Here is a 24,938-nt window from a genome sequence, read left to right as displayed (position 1 = left end):
GTATCATGCGCGATGCTCGTGAGTCTGATCAGCTAATCCTTTTTGGCCATTTTTCCCTTTCCCAGGGCGATGATGTGCTGACCCACTTTAGCTATGACAAAGTCAAAGCGCTGCTGGTGTATTTACTGCTTCATCGCCAGCCGGTGAATCGCGCGGTACTGGCCGAGCTGCTGTGGCCAGACCAGGGGCTTTCATCTGGCCGAACCAACTTACGTCATGCGCTGCACTGCTTGCGTCATTCGTTGGGTAGTAACGCTGAGCAGATTCTAAACGTTTCGCGTCAAACCATCGCGTTCCAGCTGCCGGTCTCCTGGCGGGTTGATTTACATGAGCTACAGCAGCTATTGGAAGGGCCGCGGGATCTGTCAACGCTGACAGCGGTATTAACCTGCTACCAGGGGGACTTGGTCGAGGAACTACAGCTTGCCAACTGTAGCGAATTTCAGCGTTGGCTCGTGCAGGTACGTAATGAATGGCGCCAGCGCGTCATTCGGTTTGCTGAGCAGGTACTGGAGGCGCATGAAGGCGTGCCGGATGCGATGCTTGAAGGCTTGGTCAGCCGTTTTTCGGGCTACGCGCCGTTTCATGAGCGCTGGGTACGCCAACTCGCCGAGCAGAATCAAATCGCCGCCGCGCATGAACAGTACAACGGTTACCTGCAGTTGCTGGCGCTCTCGGGGCAGCAGCCAGAGCCCAGCTTTCTGCAATTAGCCAGCTATTGGTCAGATGGATCGCACGACCCGCGTGCCATGAGCCCGCAGGGGGCTTTTTCGCGCGTGCTGGCCGCAGACAGCAAACCTCTGCGCGATGATGAAATTGAGCTTCGCCAGCTTTCCGTGATGGCAATTCGATTGCGCCTGCGAGGCGACTGGCAGGAGCGCACGGCTACGCGCAACTGCCTGGCTTTGCAGCTGGAACTGTTGCGCTGGCTTGAACAACAGTGCCATCACCTGGGCGGCTTCTGGCTACCCGGCGCGACCGGCGGGTTGGGGCTTGCCTGTTTTGGCACCCACGGCCCTGCGCATCAGCTTGCCGAGCTGGTGGCGCTTTACGAGCACTGCCAGCAAGCGCTACCGCAGGAGTCGGCCCGCTATTGGGAAGGTGAGGGCGTACCTCCCACCTTTGAACTGGCGGCTGGATTAAATAGTGGTCAGGTGGTCTATCTGCCCGAGCGTCAGCTAGCCGACCCTCTGGGTCAAGTGACTCAGGTGTCCTTGGAGCTGATGAGTGCCGCCGAAGGCAGCGAGCTGGTGATTTCCCAGGAAGCTAGCCAGCACATGCCGCCAGCACTTGATCTACAGCCTCGCCTGGTATCCCGCCTGGTGGCAAGCGATGGGCGCGTACGCCTGCGCGCGCTGGTGCTAGGCCAGAATGAAGGCGGGCGGGATGCGTTACCGCCGAGCTTAGTAGGCCGCGAAACTTCACTGCGCACGCTTCGTGATGCGCTGGCCAGGGCCGGTATTGGTCTACGTCAGAGTGTGTTGGTACGTGGCGCCTCAGGCATGGGTAAATCTGCGTTAATGGTGGGCTTTCGTCAGCTGGAACTGAGCCGTGATGCGTCGATTTGCTGGCAGCCGACGACCCGATTATCGGTACTTGAGCCCTATGGCGTGGCGCGTCATTTGGTGGCTTGGTATCTGGATGCGCCCCCTACGCTGGAAACCCTGACTAACCTGCAGGCAGCGCTGGGCCTAACGCAGACCAATGAAAGCCGTCAGCATTTGCTTGAGGAAGCGCTTGGGGTTCGTGATGTTCAGGAAGTGACCCAGCTTGCCCAAAATGGCGAGGCGGTGGAGATGGTTGTGCAGCTGCTTCATGGGTTGATCGATCGTCAAACCCAGGAGCGCACGCTGGCATTGATGATTGATGATTTACAGTGGATCGATGAGCCTTCCTTTAAAGTGTTGGCAGGGCTGCAGGCACGCCTGCCTATCAATACCGCCTTTATGCTGGTCGCAAGCCATCATGGGCGTGAGCCGTTGCCAGTCAAGCTTCATTGGGATCAGCAAATCAATCTGAGCAAGCTGGATGCGCTACAGTCATCGCGCTTGCTTTCCCAGCTGTCGCGACGTTATCGCATCCATTTAAGCCCACGGCTGCGCAACCAGATTATCGAGCGCTGCGATGGTGTTCCACTTTATATGCAGGAAATCTGTCGGCGCCTGGATATGGATCGTCGCGAAGGTCGCAGCGTTCAGTTCGATGAATTGCCCAAGGGGCTGCTTGGCCTATTGGCCAGCCGGATTGATCAGTTGGAAACGGATCGCGCAATTGCCCATGTGGCCGCGGTACTTGGCCGACGCTTTCGATTGGATTTTCTGCTCGAATGTAGCGGTTGGGAGCATAGCCGGTTAGCCCAAGCGATTGAGCATATGCGTCAGCTGGAAATTATCGAGCCCATCAATAAGGAAGAAGGCGAGCAAGAGTACCAGTTTATCCATCAGCTACTTCAGGAAGCCGCCTACCTTTCCTGCCCACGCGATGTGCGGGTTAAGCTTCACCAGCAGGTTGTTACGCTTATCGAAGAGCGCTTTCCAATGTGGATTAGCCGCCACCCGGGCGATTTCGCGACCCATTTACGCAGAAGCGGCCACTATGCGCGTGGGGCGCGTTATTTCGAACTGTCTGCCCGTGAGGCATTGAAGGTAAGTGCCAACCGCACGGCGCTGCGTATGGCCGACGCAGGGTTGGCCAGTTTACGCCACGTTGAACATCAAGTAGAGCGAGAAGTCAGTCTGCTTACGGTACGCGGCCAAGCGGCGTTTGCACTGGAAGGGCACGGTTCACCCATTGCTCATGAAAGCTTTGTGCGTGCCCGTGAACTGCTGCGCGAATCGGGCAGCGATATGCTGGACGACCCGGAAGAGCTAGAGCAGGTGTTCCTGGTTAAATGGGGATTATGGGTAGGGCGCAGCCAGCGCTATGCCCATGCGGATGCCTTTGCGCTGGCCTCGACCCTTACCGATATTGCCGAACGCCTGGAAGACCCGCGTTATCGGCGCCTGGCGGATTATGCCCGGGCACAGTGCGAGTATTGGGCGGGGCGGATTCAGCAGGCCCATGACCATTTGGATGAAATCGATCCGCTTAATGCTCAGATGATGATCGAATGGCTGCCGTTCTCGGATCATCCTCAGGTAACCGCCGCCTGTTTCCAGGGCTGGACACTCTGCTTACGCGGGGATTACCAACGTGCTGAGCGTCAGGTCGCGGCGGCGCTTCGTCTGGCAGAGAAAATTGGCCATCCAGGTACTCTGGCCATGGCGCTGCTTTTCGCCGCTGCTTTATATCGTCAGCTGGGCCATGTGCATCTTGCAGCGCGTCATGCAGAGCGCGCCGCGGCTATGACCGGCACGCCCGATTTGCAGCTGTGGCAGATCTCTGCGCAGGGCGTGATTGGCTGGCAGCGTGCCTTGGCGGGAGATCAGAATGGCCTTGTTCAAATCCGCGAAAGCCTGGATCAAATGACCGAGCTTAAAGGGCGCGATCGTTATCAGCGGCCATCTCTATGGTATATCGATGCCTGTATTGAGCTTGGCGAGCTGCAGGCCGCTGAAGACTATCTCGACCAATGCCTGATTATCGCCCGTGACCGAACGACACTGTTCTTACCTGAGCTTGCCACGCTCTTGGCGAAAGTGCGCCATCAGCTTGGCCACCCCGCAAGCGAAGTCAGAGCGCTTGCCGAAATGGCGATTAGCCAGGCGCGAGATCATGGCAACCGACATCAGGAGTTAGAGGCATTGGAGCTATGGCTAACGCATATCGAGCCGAGTGACCTTCAGGCCAAAGAGGCATTTCGGCATTTGCTGAAGGACGTTAGCCACAGCGATGCACCGGTGCTGGTGCGCTGGGTAAGCCTGCTTGATCGTCGTTTAACTCAGCCTGCGGGTGTAGAAGGATAGGTGGATAGAAGGGTAGCTTGAATTCTTAGCGTGTCTCGGCCTCAAGGTAGGCCAATGTGGCGAGCGCTTGTTCACGCTGCTCGCCACATACGCTGATATCAAATTGAAAGTTGCCGCACACCTCGGGCCTGCGCGGATCACCAAATAGACGACATAAATTGCCTTCATCTAACTGAATGCAGCGTACCCCGGCGGGCTTGCCCTGAGGCATGCCGGGGATCGCTGAGCTGATAGAGGGCGCGATGCAGCACGCGCCGCACCCCGCCCGGCAGCCTGATGGCTGTTTTGCAATGATGTCGTCATCGCTCATGGAGCCGCTTCCGCAAACGCGCCTTTATTAATGCCCTCGAACGCCTGTACATGGGTTGCCTGACCACTATCTTGGGCGATGCTGCGTGCCAGCCAAATAGCAATATTTTCAACCGTGGTGGGCCCCGGAAGGACCGCGCAGCGGTTTATCGGCAGGCGAATGGTAAAAGCCCCCTGGGCGGCCTGGTAGCTGCAGGTTAAAAATTCATCATCTTGGTGTTCAATATCGGCCTGTTCGAGCAGATACCGGTTATCCAGCCAGTTGGCCCAGTGTGTTTCTAACCCCGATTGGCGCTCACCTGATTGCCAGATAGCGAGCCGTGAGCGGTGCCCATGGGCAATCCGCTGGCAGTTACCCTGATGGCGTTTCAGGCCATGGCTGTAGCCATAGGCTGCCCCGTTAATCGCCTCATCACTCAACGTCAGCGTGACGCGGTCAACGTTGGCCGGGCGCTGCTCGGTTAGCGTGTGGCTTAAATACTTGGCTACCTGTTCAAGCGTAACGCTTTCCCAGGGAAGTAGGCTAAACGCTTCGGCAGGCCCGCGCACTTCCATGGGGTAGGGGGTCGTTGTGCGGATACAAAGGCCTTCGTCACATTCGGTGACGGTAATGCCCGGCGCTTGAGTAGGAATCAGCAGCGTATGATCAAGCCCACCATCCAGGGTGCGCTTGATCCAAGGCTTTACTTCACCAAAATCAAACAGCATGCCGTCTTCACCCAGCGCTCCTTCAAGGAGTGCGTCCACCTGCCAGCTGCAGCCTACAAGCCCACGCTGAGGGCACCATAAAGACACATCAATATGGGTTAACTGATTTACAAATAAAGCCATTAGTCAAACCCTGCTATTTTGTGCATTTGAAGCGAAAGGCGCCACTGGGGGTTAGCCATGCAATACTGTGTGGCACTGGCAATGGTATCGGCTTGCTGGCCCAGCGGGCTTACATCCATGGGTTGCAAAAAGAAGTGGTCAAAAGCCAGGTGTTTAAACTGCTCAGGCTGTGCGTCCACTTGCGGAAAGACCAGCTTCAATTCACTTCCCCCGCTAACTGCCAGTGCGTTATTGCCCTTTGGGCTCACGCATAGCCAGTCAATGCCGGGGGGAGGCGGTAACGTGCCGTTGGTTTCAACGGCGATTTCAAAGCCTTCATCGTGAAGCATGTCAATTAATGGCGCGTCCAGCTGAAGCAGCGGCTCTCCGCCGGTAAACACCACGTACGGTACGGCGTTTGAAGCGTCTTTTGGCCATAACGCACGGATGTGAGCGGCTAAATCAGCCGCCGTTATGAACCGCCCACCGTTTTGCCCATCGGTGCCGATAAAATCCGTATCGCAGAACGTGCATTTTGCGGTGGCGCGATCAGCCTCACGCCCCGACCACAAATTACACCCGCTGAAGCGGCAAAAGACGCTCGCACGACCCGCTTGCGCTCCTTCACCCTGCAAGGTGTAAAAGGCCTCTTTAACATGATACATCAGCGGCTTTCCTGGGAAGTCTGAGGGGCGTATGGCAGTGGGTCGACGGCATTGTTCGCCGCAAAGGCATCCAGACGTTCACGGCAGCTACCGCACTCACCGCAGGCCAGTTCGCGCCCTTCATAGCAGGTCCAGGTATGTTGATAGTCCAACCCCATAGCCAGACCTTCGCGTAAAATGTTGGTTTTGGACGTGCGCAGGTAAGGAGCGTGCAGTGATACAGACTCAAAGTTGGCAATGCCCGCAACATGATTCATGGCGTCGACAAACTCAGGCCGGCAATCGGGATATAAAACGTGATCACCGCCGTGGGCGCCATAATCTACACGGCCTGCACCGATATTGACCGCCTTGGCAATCGCCAGGGATAACAGAATCATATTCCGGTTGGGGACAACGGTGGCCCGTAAATTATCATCCGCGTAGTCACCTGTGGGCATGGCTTGGTCGGGATTGGTCAGGGCTGAATTATCAATCAAGCTGTGAATGGCTCGAATGTCCACGATTTGATGGGGAATATTCAGCTGTTTGCAGACGCGCGCTGCGACATCCAGCTCGCGGGCATGGCGTTGCCCATAGTCGAAAGACAGCGCGTGAACATCCAGGCCTTCGCGAATCGCGCGATGGAGTATCGTATAGGAATCCATGCCGCCAGAATAAATGACCACCGTGGAAGTTGGTAAAACAGAGGGGGTAGAAGAAGTGCTAGACATACTTGATACTCGTTGTCGGAGAATTTTTCGTGCAGCGTAAGCGCTGAACAAAGTGCCGGGGTCCGGTCCGGAAGGGCGGCAGTTTACGCAATGAGAACGCATCTGACCAGCGCAAGTCCTGATAGCTGCTATTTTTTTATTCGATATTTTGGACATTTGACGTTGCGGGGTGACTGCGGTGAAACGTCAGCAGGCCCCGATTTGCGCAACATGCTAAGCTCATATTTTGAGCGGTTAGAGGCAATTATGGCCACTATAGAACACAGTGAAATTATTAACGCACCGCCCGAGCGCGTGTTTGAGTTATTACGTCGAGTGGAAGATTTTGCTGATTATTCCGACTTAATACGCTCTATCGATACGTTGGGTAATAATCACTACCGTTGGCATGTACGTGCCGTGGGTATGGATTGGGCATTTGAAGTAGCGGTGACGGAGATTCAGGCGCCGCATGTGCTTGCCTGGGAGTCCATTGACGGGGTGAAAAATCAGGGACGTTATCAGCTACGTGAAGTGCCTGAAGGAACGGAAGTGTCATTAACGCTTAGCTATGAAATCGGTAACCGGTTAATGGAAAAAGCCGTTAACAAGGCCGCCAAGCCGTTAGTGGGTAAGGTAAGCCGGCAGATTCTGGAGCGCGTTGAGGCGCGACTGAATGTATAGAGCTTTAGGCCTTTACTGGCGCTTGGGCGTAGCAGCTGGTTGTATTGCCCTGGTGGCCTTCTTATGGATTAGCTATTCACCGGATTTAATGACCGTTAAGTACGGCATGTCACAATGGATGCATCATCCAGTAGTCGTTGCTGGTGTGGTCGTTATTATGGCGGTTACGTTGGCAACCGGCTTGCCGTCAAGTATCGGCTTATGGTTGATAGCACCTTTTTATCCTCCGCTTATCGCCACTTGTCTGTTAACACTGGGAAGCGTTGCTGGTGCATTTGGCGGCTATCAATTGGCGGCACGCACCAGCGCTGCGTGGCAGCCGAAAGGGCTGACTCTTAAAATAATGAAAACGCTTCAGGATAGAAGTGATTTGCTCACTCAGTGCGCGCTGCGCATCCTGCCCGGCTTCCCTCACGCGGTTATCAACTTTGCGGCGGGATTAAGCCGTATTCCGCTAACGGTTTTTTTGCTTGCGGCGGCCATTGGCCTCTCGGTTAAATGGGCGGTTTACAGCAGTGCTATATACGGGGCAATTGAAGCTATAGAGGAGGGAGATCCGTTACAGTTTGACGTGCTGCTACCGCTTCTTGCATTAACGCTTCTTTTATTGGTTGGGGCCTGGTTCAAGCGCCGCTCGAGAGCAGCGCCCAAAAGTTAAGCTCTATGGTAATAAAAAAACTTAACCGCCCTGGTGCATTGCTACATCGAGGTGGTCAACCAACTCCGCCCAGTCGGCATCGTCTTCAATCGCTTCGCGAAGAAAGTCGGCCTGGCCTTCGTTCCAGCAAGGAGCGTCGGCAAGCAACATCTCTTTGGGTAAGGGGCGATGACGCTTGATAAATTGCTCAATCGAATCGGGATCTGAAGGTAGGCCTAGCTGTTCAAAAAGATCACTAAAAAAATGCACCGGCTTTTCCATAATTATGCGCTCCTTCAATGGGTTGCTACTGGTTAACCATAGCGTAAATTATTGATTTCGCAACCGCTATTAGCGCTCGCCCACTAGCGAGGTGAGAAAACGCTGGCGCTGCACATCGAAGCCAATGGGTTGGGCCAACAGATGCACCAGCTTGGTAAACGTGGCCTCAGGCGTCATGGCGTCTCCCGATAACACTCCGGCATCCGTCAATCCTTGGCCCGCCGCATAAGCGCCCATGTGGACGCTGCCTTCCGGGCAAAGACTGATAGCCGCCAATAGCTTCCCCTCACCGCTGGCTGCGGCCAAGAGGTTAAGCAACGCCGGGTCGTTGGGTAGATTGCCAGCCCCCCAAAGCTGTAAAACCGCTCCTTTAACACGTGGGTCACTTAGCCAGGCATCCAGCTGCCAGGCCGCCATACCTGGCCACAGCGCGATACGTACCACTTCCCCTTGGCTTAGGCCTTGGTAATCGGATAGCTCAAAGCGCGGCGCACCACGCTGCTGTAACCCCAGCCCACGGCTTGGATAATAAACGAAGTCGTCGTCTACTCGTTCGCCAAGTAGTGGGTAGTCGGGGGTCGAAAACGCTGTTAATGCGCTGCTATGTTGCTTTATCGCCCTTACGCCGCGCATCAGCCGGTTGGCGAAATAGATAGCTACTTCCTGTAGCTCGGCAGTGGCCGCAAAGCGTAGAGCGCCGTGCAGGTTATCCAGTCCATCGCTACCGGGCGCTTCCAGCGGCAGCATGGCGCCGGTTAATACGACGGGACGATCCACGCCCTGAAGTTGATAGGCGAGGCTGGCCGCGGTCCAGCTAAGCGTATCGGTACCGTGGATGATTACAAAGCCACGATACCCGGTTAAACGGGATGAAATATCGCCCGCCAACAGCTGCCAGTTAACTGGAGTGGCCGTACTGGAATCAATTAAAGTGGGATAGCTAATAACATCATAGGCTGGCAGTAACTGTTGCTGCGCGATAGGCAGTTGGCTTAACGCTTTTGCCATACGCTGAGCAAAATTACCGCCGGGGGTAAGCCCGTTATCTGCCTGCTGCATACCAATGGTTCCACCTGTATAAATCACCAAAAGGCGCTCTTGGGTGGGGGTGGCTTGGGCTAAGCGGGATAAGGTACTCATACGGTCTTCCTAACGCTTTCAATGATGTTTTTAAAATGCTTTTAAAGGCAGTACGGGTTAATGGCGGTGGACCTGAAGAACACCGTTTTGATCATCCAGCTGACGTCTGCGCCCCACCAGAAGGGCAAAACCGCAACAGATACCAACCAATAAAATCAACAGCCAGGCAATATGATCAGCGTGAATACCTGATTGAAGCAGCAAACCGACGCTAAAGGGGCCCAGAGCGGCGATCATATATCCTCCGCCTTGCACTAAGCCGGATAGCTGGCCTGCCAGGCGTGAATTGGCAGTGCGTAATACCAGCAGGCTAAGCGCTAAGCTGAAGCTGCCACCTTGCCCTAAACCTAAAAAGACAGCGCCGGGCCATTTCCATGCCAGGGGCGCAATCAGCAGCATCCAAAGCCCGGCTGCCGTGCTGAGTAATACCAGTAAAAGCGCAGGCCGCTGGTCACGACCCAGCCTGGCAAGCCAAGGTGCGCCCAGAGCTGAGCCCAACTGGCACATAATTGAAATAGCCATAGTCCAGCCCGCGCTGGCCTCATCGTAACCACGGTCGACCAGTAGTGTAGGTAGCCAGCCAAACACGATATAGGCCATCGACGATTGAATGCCCATAAACAGCATCACATGCCATGTGAGCGGTTTGCGCAGTAGCCGTAAAAGACCGGCATTAGGAACTTGAGGTGCATGCTGGGTGTGGCTGTTAGGCATCTGAAAGTGCCAAAGCGCGAGCGCAAATACGGCAAGCAATGCCCAGCTCATAAGACTTGCCTGCCAGCTCCCTAGCCAATCGGTGAGAGGTACGCTTAGACCAGCACCCAGTGCCCCGCCAAGGCAGAGCGCCATGGTGTAAAGGCCTGTCAGGAGATCAGCGCTTTCAGGTAGTTCGCGCTTAACAAGTGCAGGCAACAAGGTGCCGCTGATCCCAATGGCGCCACCGGCCATGGCCGAGCCTATAAACAGCACACCTGGCAGTGGCAAGCCGCGCAGAATTAAGCCTGCCGCAAGCAGTAAGAGCGCTGCGCTAAGCGCTCGCTCACTACCCAGGCGTTGGGCCAGCAGTGGCGCCATTGGCGCAGCTAAACCTAGGAACAGCACGGGAAGGGTGGTAAGGACCCCCGCGCTTGCGGCCGAAAGCCCTGCAGTTTCCTGTAAGCGAGTGAGCAGAGGTGCCACTGAGGAAAGCGCGGGGCGTAAATTCAGCCCCACGACAACCATCAATAGAATAAAGGTGAGCGAGCGACGGGAAATCATCAGTGTTTACTTGAGGTGGGGGCGTAAATCACCGCGAACTGCATCAAGTAGCGTGATGAAGTTGTAATCCTGTGGCGTTTCCAGGCAATCAACACGAACGCTGGTGCGCATGCCCTGATTGATATCCAGCTTGTCGTAGATTTCCAGCGTCACTTTTTGAGCGGGTTTGTCGCCCGGTGCAATAGTGCCGTCTTCCAGCGTAAATGTTTCAATCAGCGTGGCGCGTACGCGGGTGCTGTTGTCTTCACTCAAAACGCGGCGAATAAACAGCCAGCCTTCACAGGGCAGCGCTACATTATCATCACGTTCACGTAGAAACAGCGTGCGGTAGCAGGCGCCTTCAGTGGATGCTTTTTCCGCCATGCTGCGGTAAGCCTGGACGACCTGTTTTGAAGAGGCGCGAGCATCTTCCAGGCGTTGTGAAATCCCCTGGTGCTCACGGCTAAGCTGTTCTTGACGTTGAAAACTAAGCCACTGCCGGTAGTCAGCAATAAGTTGAGATGAGGACATGATCGCTCCCTGAAAATGTTTTAGTCAACGCATCGGAATATGCGAGGGCATAACCTTCGCATATTCCTTTCCGATGGGCTAGCGGCGCGCGCGCCGGCGGCGTTCACCGCTGGGTTTTGCGGCTTCGCCACTCGGTTTACGGCGCGCTTGAGGTTGGCGCTGACGACGGCCATTCTCGATGGGCTCGGGTTTGGCGTTCGGGTCGGGCTCAAAGCCGGGTTCGATATGCTTGGTCAGGTTTTGCTTGATTAAGCGCTCGATATTGCCCAGCAGTCCATGCTCATCGACACATACCAATGAAACTGCTGCGCCATTGCTGCCGGCCCGGCCTGTACGACCAATGCGGTGTACGTAGTCTTCGGCGACGTTAGGCAGTTCAAAATTCACCACGTGGGGGAGCTCGCTGATATCAAGCCCGCGCGCGGCGATATCGGTGGCGACCAGTACCTGTAGATCACCGCTTTTGAACGCACCCAGTGCTCGCGTACGCGCGCCCTGGCTTTTATTTCCGTGAATCGCCATGGCCGGAATATCTTGCTTGGAAAGCTGCTCGGCAAGCCGGTTGGCTCCGTGCTTGGTACGGGTGAAAACCAATACCTGAAACCAGCCATGGCGCTGGATCAGATGGGCCAGCAGTTCGCGCTTTTTATCGCGATCTACGCGGTAAACGGCCTGTTCGATTTTTTCGGCGGTCGTGTTACGCGGAGCAACTTCAATAAGCGCCGGATTATCCAGTAACTGCTGGGCCAGCGTTTGAATTTCATTGGAGAACGTGGCTGAGAACAGCAGATTTTGACGCTGCTTGGGTACCAGGCGCAGCACGCGTTTAATGTCGTGAATAAAGCCCATATCCAACATGCGGTCGGCTTCATCAAGCACTAAAATTTCGATAGCCGAAAGATCGACATGGCCCTGCTGCTGAAGGTCCAGCAGGCGACCCGGCGTGGCAATCAATACGTCCAGGCCGGCTTTAATCGCATCGACTTGAGGCTGTTGGCCGACGCCACCAAAAATAGTATGTGAGCGTAAAGAGAGGTGCTTGCCATAGGTGGATACACTTTCCCCTACCTGGGCTGCCAGCTCGCGCGTGGGGGTTAACACCAGCGCGCGAATCTGACGTTTTCCGGGGCGCTTGCCACCTGAAAGACGCTGCAGCATCGGCAGGGTAAAACCTGCCGTTTTACCTGTGCCCGTTTGGGCGCTCGCGAGTAAATCGCGACCTTCTAAAACAACCGGAATGGCCTTTAATTGGATCGGGGTAGGCTGGGTATAGCCTTGCGCCGTAATGGCGCGTAATAAATCTTCATGCAGACCAAGTTCAGAAAAGCTCATGCGTTCTCCGCAGTCGCCTAACAAGGCAACAGCTACTTAAAAAGCGTTGTTGCTAGGCGTATTTTTTTCAAAAGGCGAGGATAATAATCATCGCGGCAGCGAAGTTTGCCAGATAATTCGCTACACCGCGATGATCGTTGATTAGCCACGAATGACCATAACGAAATAGAGTGGTCAGTATGGAAGAGACGGGCATTTAACAGTGGATACTTCTGACAGCGGGTATTGCAATATGTTGCAACCCTAAATATGCCCGCCAGTGTAACATGAAGATTGTACAAGGCGGGCATACTTGTCGCGTTTGGTTGACGAGACTAGGCCTGGCGAAATCGTGATTAGTTAAAATAGTTGCCTTGACGTATCTGATCGGCAATTTGTTTGGCTACGTCATCCCAGCTGGCGCCTAAGGCGCGCACCAAAGCGGGGTAGCCATCGTCATCCAGCGCCGTCTGTGCTGAAAAGCTCTCCATGGCAAGCAGCTCGTTACTGGCACTGCGTAACTGCCATTGGCCGGTTGCAATCGCCAAGCCATCGTGACGCCCCTGGAACTGGTCGACTTCCAGGCGCAGGCTAAGTGCTTCGGGCTGGCTAATGTCGTCACGCACTACCCGAATCAGCGGTAGCTCTTGGGATAAACGCGTACGCAAACTGCGCGAAAGCTGTCGGCCAATGCTTTCAGCCCACTGATGTTCGCGTGCTTCGTTAAGCGTAATATCATCCAGCTGCATGATGATGCCGTCGACATCCAGGTAGTGAGCAAGCCGCGGCGAACTCAGCTGCAGTGTTCCCTGAGGATTGTTCGGCGTGTTGGCCAACTGACTGCTGGGTAGCATATAGCGCGCAGGAGGAGTGACGGTGCTTGCACAGGCGGTAAGCATAAGGCATAGGGCCAGCAGCGATAAGCCTTTTAAACCCAGCAGCGATAAGCGGTTTAAACATAGTAAGCGCATAACGTTGTCCTTCTTAGCGCGGTGCACGCGGTATCGGATCTTGAGCATCCAGGTTATCAAACAGCAGCGCCCGCGGATTATCATTCAGGGTGCGGGTTAGCGGTTGCAAATCACGCATTAACCGGTCCAGGCGCTCAATGGCTGAAGTAAGATCCTGGTACGCCGGTGACGAGGGTGAAACGCCTTGTAGCGTGCTGCGAAGTTCTTCAAGCGTCGCATTGAGGTTGCCACCCACCGCCTGGGTTTCAGGATCATTTAATAGCTGATTGAGCGAGGTGCTGACGCCCCGTACTTCATCAAGCATGCGCTCAGAAGCCTGCAGGTTGCGATCCAGCCCGGCAAGTAAAGGCTCCACTTCAAGCGCGTTTAGCTTATCCAGCAAGCTGGTAATTTGCGCCTGAATTTGGGCAAATCCTCCGGCCACAGTGGGAAATACCGTTCGATCTGAAAAAGTTTCAGCGATGTATCTCTCTTCGGAATCGCGTTGAAAGTTAAGATCGACAAATAGAGCGCCGGTCAATAGATTGCCGTTTTTAAGCGAGGCGCGAAGGCCTATGCTAAACAAACGGTTAAAGCGCGCCTCCCATTCATCCAGGTCGATATCTGAGTTTTCAATACCTAGGCGCTGGGGCTCAATGCGAATTAGCACGGGAATCGCAAAGCGGGCGCGGGAGTCGGGCTGTGGCGCGGTAAAGTTCCAGGGTACCGCCGCTACGGTGCCCATCCGAACGCCGCGAAATTCAACAGGCGCGCCGCGTGAAAGGCCGCGTACCGTATCGTCAACCAATAGGACGTATTCTAAATAGCGGTTAAAGGTGCCTTCGCGGGCATCATCTTCATCGGCATAAAGATTAAACCGGGCGCCGGGTTCTACCTTTCTGCCCATGGGCAAGTCTTCAGGCACGCCAAACGTGACACCGCCACCCAAAAGGGCCTCAAGCGATTCGACGTTTACCCGGAAGCCATTGGCATCCAGGCGAAAGTCTACGCCGCTGGACGACCAGAAGCGCGTGCTGTCGGTAACCAGCTGTGCGTAAGGCTCTTCAATAAAAATCTGATGCTGCATTGTACGCGATTCAGGATCAAAGCTGGCTTCTTCTACACGGCCAACGGTATAGCCTTGATAAGAAACCGGATCGCCCACGCGCAGTGAGTTGCCCAGTTGACTAATCAAGCTGATGTTGAGACCCGCCATGCCTGCCGTTGCGACCGGTGGCACATCGCTGACCGGGAATTCGCGGCGCTGCTCTTCAGAAGTTCCGGGTTCAAGCTGTATATAGGCGCCTGAGAGTACGGTACCCAGGCCGCTGATGCCTTCACGGCCAATACGCGGTTTGACGACCCAGAAACGACTATCCTCGCGCAGCAGTTTGTCGGCCTGTGGCTGAATGCGGGCCGTGATTACGGCACTGCTCAAGTCTTCAGAGAGCTGGACGTTTTGCACTAACCCAATCTCAACGTTACGGCTACGAATGAGGGTGTTGCCCGCTTCGATACCTTCGGCATTGTTCATGGTTAATGTTATCAGCGTGCCGCGACTGGTGTAGTTATCATATACCAGCCATAACCCAATAATGATCGCCACAATAGGCACAATCCAGATGGGTGAAAGACGCGTTTGTCGAGAAGACTTGGCCTTGTTCAGGTCAGGCTCTTGCTCATTGTTTATCGGGGTATCATTACCCATTAATGGCTCCCTGAGTGGCGATTATCTGATGTGGATGCCTTGGTTTTGGGGGCATCCCATATTAAACGGGGGTCAAAGGTCATGGCGGCGAGCATGGTCAAAACCACCACTGAGGCAAACGCTAGGGCGGCAGGGCCAGGGGTGATCGACATGAGTGAGCCGGCGCGAATCAAGGCAACCAGAATAGCCACCACAAACACATCAACCATTGACCAGCGGCCAATAAATTCGGTGATTCGATAAAGTTTGGTGCGGCTAATAGTATTGGGTCGACCGCTACGCTGTACCGCAATGCAAAGCCAGGAAAGCGCCAGCAATTTACCCACCGGCACGATAACGCTGGCAATAAAAATAACCGCCGCGACTGGCCAGGAGCCCATCTGCATGAGCTGAACCACGCCGCCAATAATCGTAGACGAGCCGCTGTGCCCTAGGCTGGTGGTGGTCATAATAGGATAAACATTGGCCGGAATATACATGATGGTCGCGGCGCCGAGCAGCGCCCAGGTACGCTGTAAGCTAAACGGTAATCGATGATGGAGCTTTTCATGACAACGTATACAGCGAGACTTATGCCCATGGGAAAACCCATTAATAAGCCCACAGGTAGGGCAGCCTGTAAGGCTTTGGCTGGCGGCCGTCATCCCGGTTTGTGTGCCTTCCGGAGCGAGGGGCTCGCCCTCTAAAGAGAACCACATCCAATCGGCATCAATCGATTGAGTGGTCATTAATAAAAGCACTGCAAAGACACAAAATGCCCAGAAAGAGATTCCCAGTTCGATGTCCGCAAGGCCAGCGACTTTGATCAAGCTCACCAGCGCCCCAATAATAAATACATCAGCCATCATCCAAGGAGTCAGATGAGCAAGGGAGCGCGCGACATCGCGACTAAACGCTAACGGTTTGCCATGTAAAAGACCGAACTGCAGCCAGATGACGCTGAGTAGGTAAACCGCGGGCAGCACGGCGATAGTCATAATGACAATGATGGCGACCACGGGCTGGTGGAAGGCAATCAAGGTTGTTGCCGTCTGCGCAAGCTCAATGCGGTTACCCACACCGCTGACGTTAAAACTCACAAACGGAAACGATACTGCCACTATTAATGCAACTAGTGCCGCAATGGCTAATGCCATACTACGCTGAGCTGGGTAGCGGTGACGTTTGACCAATACGTGCGAACAGCGCGGACAGCTGGCTTTTTCTCCAGAGCCTAAGGGAGGCAAGGCCGATACCCAGTCACACTCGTGGCACGCCCGCAAGCGCCTGCGCTGAACTCGGGTTTCGGGCGGTAAGCGATCTACCAGAGGCGTATTGACCGGAAGCGAAGGGCGTTTCATCAAACGATAGTGGGGCAAATGCGACACTCTCACTGCGAATTCAAAGTAAAACTAACAGAAGCTAGGCCGTTTAGCTGTCAAACCCGGCTTAGCCAAATAATAGCTTATATCGTACTTGACCGGAGCATCGGGTTAGTCAAGGATGCAGCCGCGATAGTGCCTAATATTTGTTCAATAAGGAAATGAAATGTTGCTTCCTGTTCTAGCGGTACTGGTGGGATTGGGGTTGTTGATCTGGAGTGCGGAGAAGTTTGTTGATGGTGCTGCCGCTACATCACGCTGGCTCGGCCTTTCCCCCTTATTGATCGGTATGCTGGTGATAGGTTTTGGTACCTCAGCGCCAGAAATGATGGTGTCCGTATTAGCGGCTATTCAGGGCAATCCTGGCTTGGCGGTGGGCAACGCCTATGGCTCCAATATTGCCAACATTGGCCTGGTGTTGGGCTTTGTCGCGCTCATTGCTCCCTTGGCCGTGCATTCAAGCGTCATCCGTAAAGAGATGCCGTTTCTCATCGTGGTCACGCTGCTTACTGGACTCATGCTTTGGGATGGTTGGGTTTCCCGTTGGGAGGCGGCTGTCTTGTTAGTGACCCTGGCTGTGTTTATTGGCTTTAGTATCATCCGCTCGAAAAAACAGCAGAACGACCCGCTCGTTGATGATGTGTCTGAATCGCTTGATAGCAAGCCCATGTCACGCGGTAAAGCGATTATGTGGACGTTGGTTGGCTTGGTGTTTTTGATTATCAGCTCGCGCATGCTGGTGTGGGGTGCGGTTGAAATTGCTCAGCACTTTGGGGTTAGCGATCTGATCATCGGTTTAACCGTTGTGGCGATAGGTACTTCATTGCCTGAACTGGCTTCTTCCATCAGTGCGCTGCGCCGTGGGGAGCACGATATGGTGCTGGGTAACGTTGTGGGTTCTAACTTGTTTAACAGTCTGGCGGTGGTAGGGCTCGCGGGTGTTATCGCCCCTATCGAGGCGGGTCGGGAAGTACTGGTGCGCGACTGGAGCATCATGACCTGTATGACACTGCTGATGATCCTGTTTGCATTTTCATGGCGCGGACGCCCACGGCGAATTAATCGTTTGGAAGGCGGTGTGCTGTTTACTCTTTTCATAGCTTATACCGGCTATATGGTAAGTATTGTGGTTTTATCTTGATGAATTCTTAGCATTATTTGATGTGCGTCAATGAGACACGTATTCAAAATAATAGGCCGGTGTATATTGGGTATCGAAGGAGTAGGATGACAATATAAGTAAAGAATAAGCTTAGTGCTTATAACTAAAATGCAGCGCTTTAATGGCTCAACTAAGCTTGTCTTAATCTTAATGGGATATTAATTCAGGTCTTAGGAGCGCGTAATGGAACTTGATCCCTTGATGCTATCGCGAATCCAATTCGCATTCGTCGTGTGTTTTCATGCGATCTTCCCGGTGTTTACCATCGGGTTGGCCTCTTATATAGCCTTGCTGCAAGGGCTGTTTTTTAAAACGCAAAACCCTGCTTGGGACCGTTTGGCGCTATTTTGGACAAAAGTGTTTGCCGTGGTCTTCGGGATGGGAGTGGTATCAGGGATCGTAATGTCGTTTCAGTTTGGTACTAACTGGAGCAACTTCTCCTTGGCGGCCTCCAACTTCATAGGTCCCATGCTAAGTTATGAAGTGGTCACGGCGTTCTTTCTTGAAGCGGCCTTTCTGGGCATTCTGCTTTTTGGTCGTGGAAAAGTCCCCCAAGGCATCCATTTGCTAGCCGCCACGATGGTGGCGATCGGTACGTTTATTTCTGCTTTCTGGATATTGTCTGCCAATAGCTGGATGCATACACCGGCAGGTGTTGAGCTGATTGACAACCGTTTTCACGTGACCTCCTGGTCTGACGCGATCTTTAATCCCTCTTTCCCTTACCGCTTTATGCATATGGCGATGGCTTCTTTCATCACGGGTGGCTTTGTCGTTGCTGGTGTGAGTGCCTGGTTCTTGATGCGCGGCCGTGACCCTGAAGCCAATCGGCGCGCGCTGTCGATGTGCCTATGGCTACTGCTGTTCCTGACGCCTGCCCAAGCCGTGATTGGTGATTTTCATGGTTTGAATACGTTAGAGCATCAGCCTACTAAGGTAGCTGCCATGGAGGGTCACTGGGAAACGGCAACCAACGTACCGTTACTGCTATTTGCCATACCCGATCAAGAGGCCCAGGAAAACCGGTTTGCGATCGGCATTCCAAACCTGGCCAGCCTTATTCTTACTCACTCGCTGGACGGCGAAATTCCCGGCATTAGTGAAGCCGTGCCTGAAGAGCAACCCCCCGTCATGATTGTATTCTGGGCCTTCCGAGTGATGGTGGGGATCGGACTGTTGATGATTGCTACTGCGTTCGCGGGATTGCTGCTTCGTCGTAAAGGACGTATTTACGAAAGTCGCCTTTTCTTGAAAACATTAGTAGGGATGGTTTCACTACCCTTTATTGCGGTATTGGCTGGTTGGGTTGTCACCGAGTCAGGTCGGGCGCCTTGGCTGGTATATGGCATCATGACTCACGCCGAAGGTGTAACTCCCTCTCTAACAGGGTGGATGGCCTTGTTTACCCTGATTGGCTATATGCTGGTATATGCCGTGGTTTTCTACGCCGGTATTTACTACATCCTTCGCGTTGTGCGTAACGGAATGCTGCCTGAGCACGCGCAAGCATCGGCAGATAGAGATGCCGATCGTCCTAAGCGACCTCTTTCTGCTGCCCATACCCCTTTTGATGATGACGTTGACCCGGTGAGGAGCTGATCATGGAAATGTTCGATCTATCGATTATTTGGGCAGGTATCATCGGATTTGGCGTCATCATGTATGTATTGATGGATGGCTTTGACCTTGGGTTGGGGATTCTCTTTCCTTTCGCCCCCGATGAAGATGCGCGCGATGTCATGATGAACTCTGTCGCCCCAGTGTGGGACGGTAATGAAACGTGGTTGGTCTTGGGTGGGGCGGGGCTGCTGGCTGCCTTTCCGCTGGTTTACTCGATTTTTCTGCCGGCATTGTATATCGGCGTTTTCTTGATGCTGGCCGGATTGATTTTCCGCGGGGTAGCCTTTGAGTTCCGATTTAAATCGCGCCGCAACCGCCATTGGTGGAATCGCGCATTTTGCTGGGGCTCAGCGATTGCTGCTTTTGCGCAAGGCGTCGTGGTCGGGGCCTATATTCAGGGCTTTGAAACCGAAGGCTTTGTATATACAGGGGGTGCCTTTGACTGGTTAACGCCCTTTACCGTGGTAACGGGCCTGGGGTTAATGGCAGGTTATGCACTGTTGGGCTCTACGTGGCTGATTCTTAAGTCAGAAGGCCATATTCAGGATTGGGCTTATAAAATCACTCCCATGCTGTTGGGCATCGTGCTTGTGGTCTTTGCGATCGTCAGTATCTGGACGCCGTTTGTGAACCAGGTCGTTTGGGAGCGTTGGTTTGGTCATATACGCATCATTTGGATTTTCCCAGCGCTGGCGCTTTTCTTTGCTTTCCTGGTATTGCGTTCAGTTAAGCAGCGCCGCGAAAGCTATCCCTTTCTCGCGACAATCGGTATCTATGTGTTTACGTACCTGGGCTTGATTGTGAGCCAGTGGCCCATGATCGTGCCGCCTAATTACACTTTATGGGATGCAGCGTCGGCGCCTGAGTCACAGCTATTTCTTTTGATCGGTGTGCTTTTTGTTATTCCGATTATCCTGGTGTATACCGCATGGACCTACTGGGTATTTCGCGGCAAGGTGCGTGTGGGTGAAGGGTATCATTAAGCCAGGGGCATACAGATGATAGAGCAGTCATTGACCGCTCGCTCCTGGTTAAAAACGCTAGCAACATTAGAGCGGCGAAGATTACATCTCGCCGCTTTTCTTGGCGTTTTAGCTGGCGTGCAGACGGTGATTATTGTAGTCGGCCTAGCGTGGCTGGTGGAGCAGCTCACAGTCCATCAGCAGTCTCCTTCTCAGCTGGTTGGCGTGCTGGTCTTACTGGCACTGTGTGTGCTGGGGCGGGGTATATGCCAGTGGGCGCAAGAAACCATTAGCCTTGAGGCCAGTTTGTGCATCCGCCAGCACGCGCGGCGTCAAATGCTGGATAAGTATTGGTCGCTGGGGCCGGTATGGTTGGCTTACCAGCAAAGCGGTGCCTTGGCGACCCAGGCCGTTGAGAATATCGAAGCTCTGGACGGTTTTTTTGCACGTTTTTATACCCAACTGCGTATCGTCGCCATGCTGCCACTATTGATTCTATTAGTCGTGGTTAAGCTTGATTATCTGGTGGCTGTGTTTTTGTTACTCTCCGCACCCATCATTCCTCTATTCATGGCGTTGGTGGGTATGGGGGCTGAACGTATCAATCGCGATCAGTTTGCGGCGGTGGCACGTCTTTCCGCCCATTTTTTGGATCGCGTCCGCGGGATGAGTACGCTTCAGTTATTCGGACGAACGGCTAGCGCACATAAAGACGTATGGTGGGCAACCGATGACTATCGCCGGTTGAGTATGCGCACCCTTCGATTGGCTTTTTTATCTTCTGCAGTGCTTGAATTCTTTGCGTCGGTGGCCATTGCGGTGGTTGCGATGTATGTGGGCTTTGGCTTGCTTGGGTATATCGAGTACGGGCCAGCACCTTCATTAACGCTTTTTTCGGGCCTGGCCGTCTTGCTGCTTGCTCCAGAGTTTTTTCAGCCCTTGAGAACGCTTTCTCAGCACTATCATGACCGGGCGACGGCGCTGGGCGCAGCGGAAAGCCTGGTAACGGTGCTTAACGAGTCGAGTATTCAACGAAGCTTACTGAATGAGCCTGACGCGGCTGATGATATTGCCGTATTGAAAAATGTGAGCGTGGAATACGCGAGCCGTGGCCGGGTATTGGGGCCAATTGATCTAACGGTAAAAAAAGGCAGCGTTATTGCTATTAGCGGCCCGTCGGGAAGCGGTAAATCGACACTTCTGGCCCTGTTGGCTGGTTTTCTAACGCCATCTCAAGGCTCTCTGCAGTTAGCCCAACCCCGTTACGCATGGCTCGACCAGCAGCCAAGCCTTTTACACGGCAGTTTGGCTGACAATTTGCGCCTGGCTAACCCGGATGCAGATCGCTCAGCCATGCTGGTGGCGCTTCGTCAGGCAGGTTTGAAGGCTTTGTTAGATAAGTTACCCCATGGTTTGGACACACTGATAGGCGAGCGCGGGATAGGTTTGTCGGGCGGTCAGGCGCAGCGGCTTGCCTTGGCACGTATTTATTTAAGTGACGCCTCTTTGATTTTGCTCGACGAACCAACGGCAAGCCTGGATACAGAAACCGAAGAGGTGGTTATTCAGGCATTGCTGGTATGGGCGGCCCAAGGGCGCACAATGGTCATGGCGACCCATCACCCAGCTGCTATTAAGGCAGCTCAGCGGCATCTTGAAATGCGTAATGGCCATCTAGAGGAGATGAGTTATGAAACATGACACGTCGTCTTCTGTGTCCATGCTATCCCAAGCGCGCCGTGCGTTGTTGCCTTGGGTGACGCTAATAGTGAAGCGCCGGCAGCAGTTTATGCTGGGCGCTTTGCTTATTTGGTTAACCCTTGCTGCCGGTCTTGCACTATTAGGGCTTTCCGGCTGGTTTATTACTGCTTGTGCGTTAACCGGTATCGCCTTTTTATTGGGAATGCCCGCTAGATTGGATGTGTATGTGCCGGGTGGGGGGATACGGTTTTTTGCGCTGTTACGTACGGTTGCTCGCTACGTTGAGCGCCTTTACAACCACAACACAGTGCTGCGCCTGTTGGCCGATCTGCGTTATCGGGTTTTTGGTCAGTTAATGCAGTTAGATGAGGCTGCCTTACGACGCCAGCGTGTGAGCGATTGGTTGGGCCGCTTAACCGCTGATATCGATGCGCTGGATAATTTATATCTGCGGCTGTTGATGCCGCCGTTGGTAAGCCTGCTGATCATTGTTGGCGTAAGTCTCTTTATGGCCATTTGGCTGCCCGGCGTTGCGCTTTGGGTAGGGGGCGTACTGCTTCTCCTTTGGTTGGGCCTTACGTATGGAATGGCGCGCTTAAGCTTTGCGCATAGCCATCGTCAGGTGGCTGATCAAGAAGGGCTTCGCCGGTTAGTGGTTGATCAGCTGCAGGCATCCGCTGAGTTGATTGCTTATCGAACTGCCGCCTGGCATCGAAATCAGGTGGAGGCACATGAAGACGCAGCGCTGGATAATCAGCGTCGCCTTGGGCGCAGCGTTGCCGTGGGTAACAGTATTATCGGCGTCATTACCGGGCTTTTGTTGCTAGGGATGGTTTGGGTAGGCGGCATGATGGTGGCAAGTGATGTAATCGCTGGGCCTATTCTTGTGATGCTACTGCTAGTGCTTCTGGGGATTAATGAGGTTTTCGTTCCGCTTCCTGGCGCTTTTGCGCGCTTGGGAGGTAGCGTCGCCGCGGCCGAGCGTTTAAATGCGTTAGGACCTGATCGGGTATTGAATAAAGATCAGTCTTTACCTGCACACGGGCTTGGCTTGACGTTGGATCATGTCACTTACCGCTATTCCGCCAGTGTAGAGCCTGCCCTTGATAGTGTGTCATTTAAGTTGGCGGCAGGCGAGCAGGCACTTATTACGGGGCGATCCGGTGCAGGTAAAAGTACCTTGGCGGCGCTTTTAACTGGGCGTCTTGCGCCGTTTAGCGGCGATGTTCGCGTAGGTGGCTGCTTGCCTGTTAGGGTGCCTGAGTGCCAGCGATCCCAGCGTATTGCATTGCTGACGCAGCAGGTGGATCTTTTTGATGCTTCCCTGGAAGATAATCTGCGTCTAGGCAATCCTGATGCCAGCGACGACGCACTTTGGGATGTGCTCGAGTCGATGGCGCTGGATGAGTGGGTTAAATCACTTCCCAGGCAGCTGCAAACGCCGGTAGGTGAGCGGGGGCAGCAGCTCTCAGGTGGCCAGGCGCGGCGTGTTGCACTCGCTCGGCTATTATTAATGAATCCCTCGGTGGTTATCCTGGATGAGCCCTTCGCTGCAATCGATTATGACACTGCCGAAAAGGTGGCCAATGCGCTTGCTAAGTGGTTGGCAGGGCGCACCGTTATCTTTTTTGCTCACCACGGCTTTATTGGCGGACTAACTCAGCAGATAAAACATCACTGGCACCTAAGTGCTGGAGAGCTCAGTCAAAGAAAGTAATGCGCTTAATCTAAGGCGCTAAGGAAAAGTTATGCAGGATTTTTTACGCCATCTTCCTAAAGTCGAGCTTCATTTACACATTGAGGGCTCTCTTGAGCCAGAGCTTATGTTTGCGCTGGCGGAGCGTAATGGCATTACGTTGCCTTATACCTCCGTTGATGAGGCCAAGGCCGCATATCAGTTCAAGGATCTGCAGGGGTTTTTAAATCTGTATTACGAGGGTATGAGTGTCCTGTGCCACGAACAGGATTTTTTTGATCTGGCCATGGATTATTTCAAGCGGGCCAGTAGTGAAGGCGTTGTTCACATTGATATGCATTTTGACCCTCAGGCTCACTTACAGCGTGGCATAGCACTTGATGTTGTCATGGCCGGATTGTTACGTGCCAAAGAAGAAGCCGAGCAAACGCTAGATCTAAGTGTTGGCCTGATCATGGCCTTTTTGCGCGACCGGCCTGCCGATGAAGCGCTACAGGTGCTTGAGCAAGCCGCACCCTATTGGAAGCTGCTGGATGCTATTGGTCTGGATAGCGCTGAGCGTGATCATCCGCCCTCGAAATTTGTAGCAGTTTTCAATCGTGCCAAAGAGATAGGCTTGGCTCGGGTGGCCCATGCCGGGGAGGAAGGGCCTGCTGCGTATATTCTCGAAGCGTTGGATATGCTGGATGTATGTCGTATTGATCATGGCATTCGCTGCCTGGAAAGCGATGAGGTCGTGGATCGCCTCTATGAGCAGCAAACGGTACTCACCGTATGCCCGCTTTCCAATACTAGTCTTAAGGTGGTTGATGAATTAACCGACCATCCGCTGCCAGCACTTTTAGATAAAGGACTAAACGTCACCATCAGTTCGGATGACCCTGCCTACTTCGGCGGTGGGCTGCTGGCTAACCATATAGCTTGCGCGGAAGCATTTGGCTGGGATGAAGACGCTTTTGTCGAGTTGAACCGCAATGCCATCACCGAAGCCTTTACGGCTGAATCCAGGCGCCAAGAGTTGCTGGCGCGCTTGGCTGCCGTGAAGCCTGAATAGCTATAGGTAGCCGTAGCGGGGCGTTTCCCCATAGACGCACTATCGTCTTAAAAGAAATGCAAAAAGTGGTTGACCCTTCGGATAAATTGGGTAGAATACGCCCCACATCGAACGGGCAGCGTCCTTCGGTAGCTCTTTAATAATTTGATCAGGTAATTCATGTGGGCGTTTGCCGATGAGGGTGACAAGTCACCAAATATCAAGGCAGGCGAACACAGTAATACTCTTCATGTCGTTGCTTTTAAGTAACGGTGTGATATGAGTATCACAGTATAATTCGTTTGAACCTTGAGCCAAGTTTGATTCGCTTTTGTTACCTTCGGGTAACGAGTAAGAATCACAATGATTTTAAACTGAAGAGTTTGATCATGGCTCAGATTGAACGCTGGCGGCAGGCTTAACACATGCAAGTCGAGCGGTAACAGGTCTAGCTTGCTAGACGCTGACGAGCGGCGGACGGGTGAGTAATGCATAGGAATCTGCCCGATAGTGGGGGATAACCTGGGGAAACCCAGGCTAATA

21 protein-coding genes and 1 rRNA gene are annotated in these 24,938 nt (G+C 53.8%); 10 read left to right on the top strand and 12 right to left on the bottom strand.

The window, feature by feature from the left end; translation table 11 throughout:
• The first annotated feature begins 5 nt into the window (after positions 1-5).
• Positions 6-3,905, top strand: a complete 3,900-nt coding sequence (locus D467_RS0109090) for an ATP-binding protein (protein WP_018917199.1) — start codon at positions 6-8, stop codon at positions 3,903-3,905.
• Between the two features lie 25 nt (positions 3,906-3,930).
• Here the strand turns inward: D467_RS0109090 and D467_RS0109085 are convergent, their stop codons facing one another.
• Genes D467_RS0109085 through queC form a run of 4 tightly spaced genes read right to left on the bottom strand, consistent with a single transcriptional unit; the run spans position 3,931 to position 6,402 of the window.
• Positions 3,931-4,215: a YkgJ family cysteine cluster protein gene (locus D467_RS0109085; RefSeq protein ID WP_018917198.1), complete on the bottom strand. Its 285-nt coding sequence runs from the start codon at positions 4,213-4,215 to the stop codon at positions 3,931-3,933.
• Entirely contained in the window at positions 4,212-5,045 is an 834-nt protein-coding gene (locus tag D467_RS0109080; protein WP_018917197.1) for a 6-pyruvoyl trahydropterin synthase family protein, read from the bottom strand. The genes D467_RS0109085 and D467_RS0109080 overlap by 4 nt, the downstream gene beginning before the upstream one ends.
• On the bottom strand, positions 5,045-5,689 hold the full coding sequence (gene queE / locus D467_RS0109075) for a 7-carboxy-7-deazaguanine synthase (protein WP_018917196.1): 645 nt from the start codon (positions 5,687-5,689) through the stop codon (positions 5,045-5,047). Before queE ends, D467_RS0109080 begins: the two co-directional genes overlap by 1 nt.
• Positions 5,689-6,402, bottom strand: coding sequence for a 7-cyano-7-deazaguanine synthase QueC (gene queC, locus D467_RS0109070; protein ID WP_018917195.1), 714 nt, complete (start codon positions 6,400-6,402; stop codon positions 5,689-5,691). The genes queE and queC overlap by 1 nt, the downstream gene beginning before the upstream one ends.
• Positions 6,403-6,648: 246 nt before the next feature.
• Here queC and D467_RS0109065 point away from each other — a divergent pair, with 246 nt between their 5' ends.
• Positions 6,649-7,065 (top strand): SRPBCC family protein, encoded by a 417-nt coding sequence (locus D467_RS0109065; RefSeq protein ID WP_026285689.1) that lies wholly within the window; start codon positions 6,649-6,651, stop codon positions 7,063-7,065.
• Entirely contained in the window at positions 7,058-7,723 is a 666-nt protein-coding gene (locus tag D467_RS0109060; protein ID WP_018917193.1) for a VTT domain-containing protein, read from the top strand. Before D467_RS0109065 ends, D467_RS0109060 begins: the two co-directional genes overlap by 8 nt.
• A gap of 21 nt (positions 7,724-7,744) precedes the next feature.
• On the opposite strand, the gene D467_RS0109055 is transcribed toward D467_RS0109060, so the two are convergent.
• The 8 genes from D467_RS0109055 to D467_RS0109020 all read right to left on the bottom strand — a co-directional run bounded on the left by D467_RS0109055 (position 7,745) and on the right by D467_RS0109020 (position 16,200).
• Entirely contained in the window at positions 7,745-7,984 is a 240-nt protein-coding gene (locus D467_RS0109055) for a DUF2789 domain-containing protein (RefSeq protein WP_018917192.1), read from the bottom strand.
• Between the two features lie 69 nt (positions 7,985-8,053).
• Complete coding sequence (locus tag D467_RS0109050; RefSeq protein ID WP_018917191.1) at positions 8,054-9,124, bottom strand: asparaginase; 1,071 nt, start codon at positions 9,122-9,124, stop codon at positions 8,054-8,056.
• Positions 9,125-9,181: 57 nt separating this feature from the next.
• A complete protein-coding gene (locus tag D467_RS0109045) occupies positions 9,182-10,381 on the bottom strand; it encodes an MFS transporter (RefSeq protein ID WP_018917190.1) in 1,200 nt (399 codons plus the stop codon).
• A 6-nt stretch (positions 10,382-10,387) separates the two neighbouring features.
• Positions 10,388-10,891: a hypothetical protein gene (locus D467_RS0109040; RefSeq protein WP_018917189.1), complete on the bottom strand. Its 504-nt coding sequence runs from the start codon at positions 10,889-10,891 to the stop codon at positions 10,388-10,390.
• Positions 10,892-10,969: 78 nt separating this feature from the next.
• Complete coding sequence (locus D467_RS0109035) at positions 10,970-12,223, bottom strand: DEAD/DEAH box helicase (protein WP_018917188.1); 1,254 nt, start codon at positions 12,221-12,223, stop codon at positions 10,970-10,972.
• A gap of 335 nt (positions 12,224-12,558) precedes the next feature.
• Entirely contained in the window at positions 12,559-13,173 is a 615-nt protein-coding gene (locus D467_RS0109030; RefSeq protein WP_018917187.1) for a PqiC family protein, read from the bottom strand.
• 13 nt (positions 13,174-13,186) lie between these two features.
• Complete coding sequence (gene pqiB, locus D467_RS0109025) at positions 13,187-14,860, bottom strand: intermembrane transport protein PqiB (protein WP_018917186.1); 1,674 nt, start codon at positions 14,858-14,860, stop codon at positions 13,187-13,189.
• Positions 14,860-16,200: a PqiA/YebS family transporter subunit gene (locus tag D467_RS0109020; RefSeq protein ID WP_018917185.1), complete on the bottom strand. Its 1,341-nt coding sequence runs from the start codon at positions 16,198-16,200 to the stop codon at positions 14,860-14,862. Before D467_RS0109020 ends, pqiB begins: the two co-directional genes overlap by 1 nt.
• A gap of 187 nt (positions 16,201-16,387) precedes the next feature.
• Here D467_RS0109020 and D467_RS0109015 point away from each other — a divergent pair, with 187 nt between their 5' ends.
• From D467_RS0109015 to D467_RS0108985, 7 genes are all read left to right on the top strand, one after another.
• Positions 16,388-17,362 (top strand): calcium/sodium antiporter, encoded by a 975-nt coding sequence (locus D467_RS0109015; protein WP_018917184.1) that lies wholly within the window; start codon positions 16,388-16,390, stop codon positions 17,360-17,362.
• A 204-nt stretch (positions 17,363-17,566) separates the two neighbouring features.
• Positions 17,567-18,982 (top strand): cytochrome ubiquinol oxidase subunit I, encoded by a 1,416-nt coding sequence (locus D467_RS0109010; protein WP_018917183.1) that lies wholly within the window; start codon positions 17,567-17,569, stop codon positions 18,980-18,982.
• Positions 18,983-18,984: 2 nt separating this feature from the next.
• Positions 18,985-19,986: a cytochrome d ubiquinol oxidase subunit II gene (gene cydB, locus D467_RS0109005; protein ID WP_018917182.1), complete on the top strand. Its 1,002-nt coding sequence runs from the start codon at positions 18,985-18,987 to the stop codon at positions 19,984-19,986.
• Between the two features lie 15 nt (positions 19,987-20,001).
• Positions 20,002-21,666, top strand: a complete 1,665-nt coding sequence (gene cydD / locus D467_RS0109000) for a thiol reductant ABC exporter subunit CydD (protein ID WP_018917181.1) — start codon at positions 20,002-20,004, stop codon at positions 21,664-21,666.
• Entirely contained in the window at positions 21,656-23,383 is a 1,728-nt protein-coding gene (gene cydC / locus D467_RS0108995) for a thiol reductant ABC exporter subunit CydC (protein WP_018917180.1), read from the top strand. Before cydD ends, cydC begins: the two co-directional genes overlap by 11 nt.
• A gap of 31 nt (positions 23,384-23,414) precedes the next feature.
• Positions 23,415-24,416 (top strand): adenosine deaminase, encoded by a 1,002-nt coding sequence (locus D467_RS0108990; protein WP_018917179.1) that lies wholly within the window; start codon positions 23,415-23,417, stop codon positions 24,414-24,416.
• Between the two features lie 350 nt (positions 24,417-24,766).
• Positions 24,767-24,938, top strand: a 16S ribosomal RNA gene (locus D467_RS0108985); the annotation flags it as partial.

It is taken from the genome of Vreelandella zhanjiangensis DSM 21076, from assembly GCF_000377665.1.
Taxonomy (GTDB): Bacteria; Pseudomonadota; Gammaproteobacteria; order Pseudomonadales; family Halomonadaceae; genus Vreelandella; species Vreelandella zhanjiangensis.
Note: the sequence above shows the minus strand (reverse complement) of the source record. Positions and strands in the feature narration are given on the sequence as shown.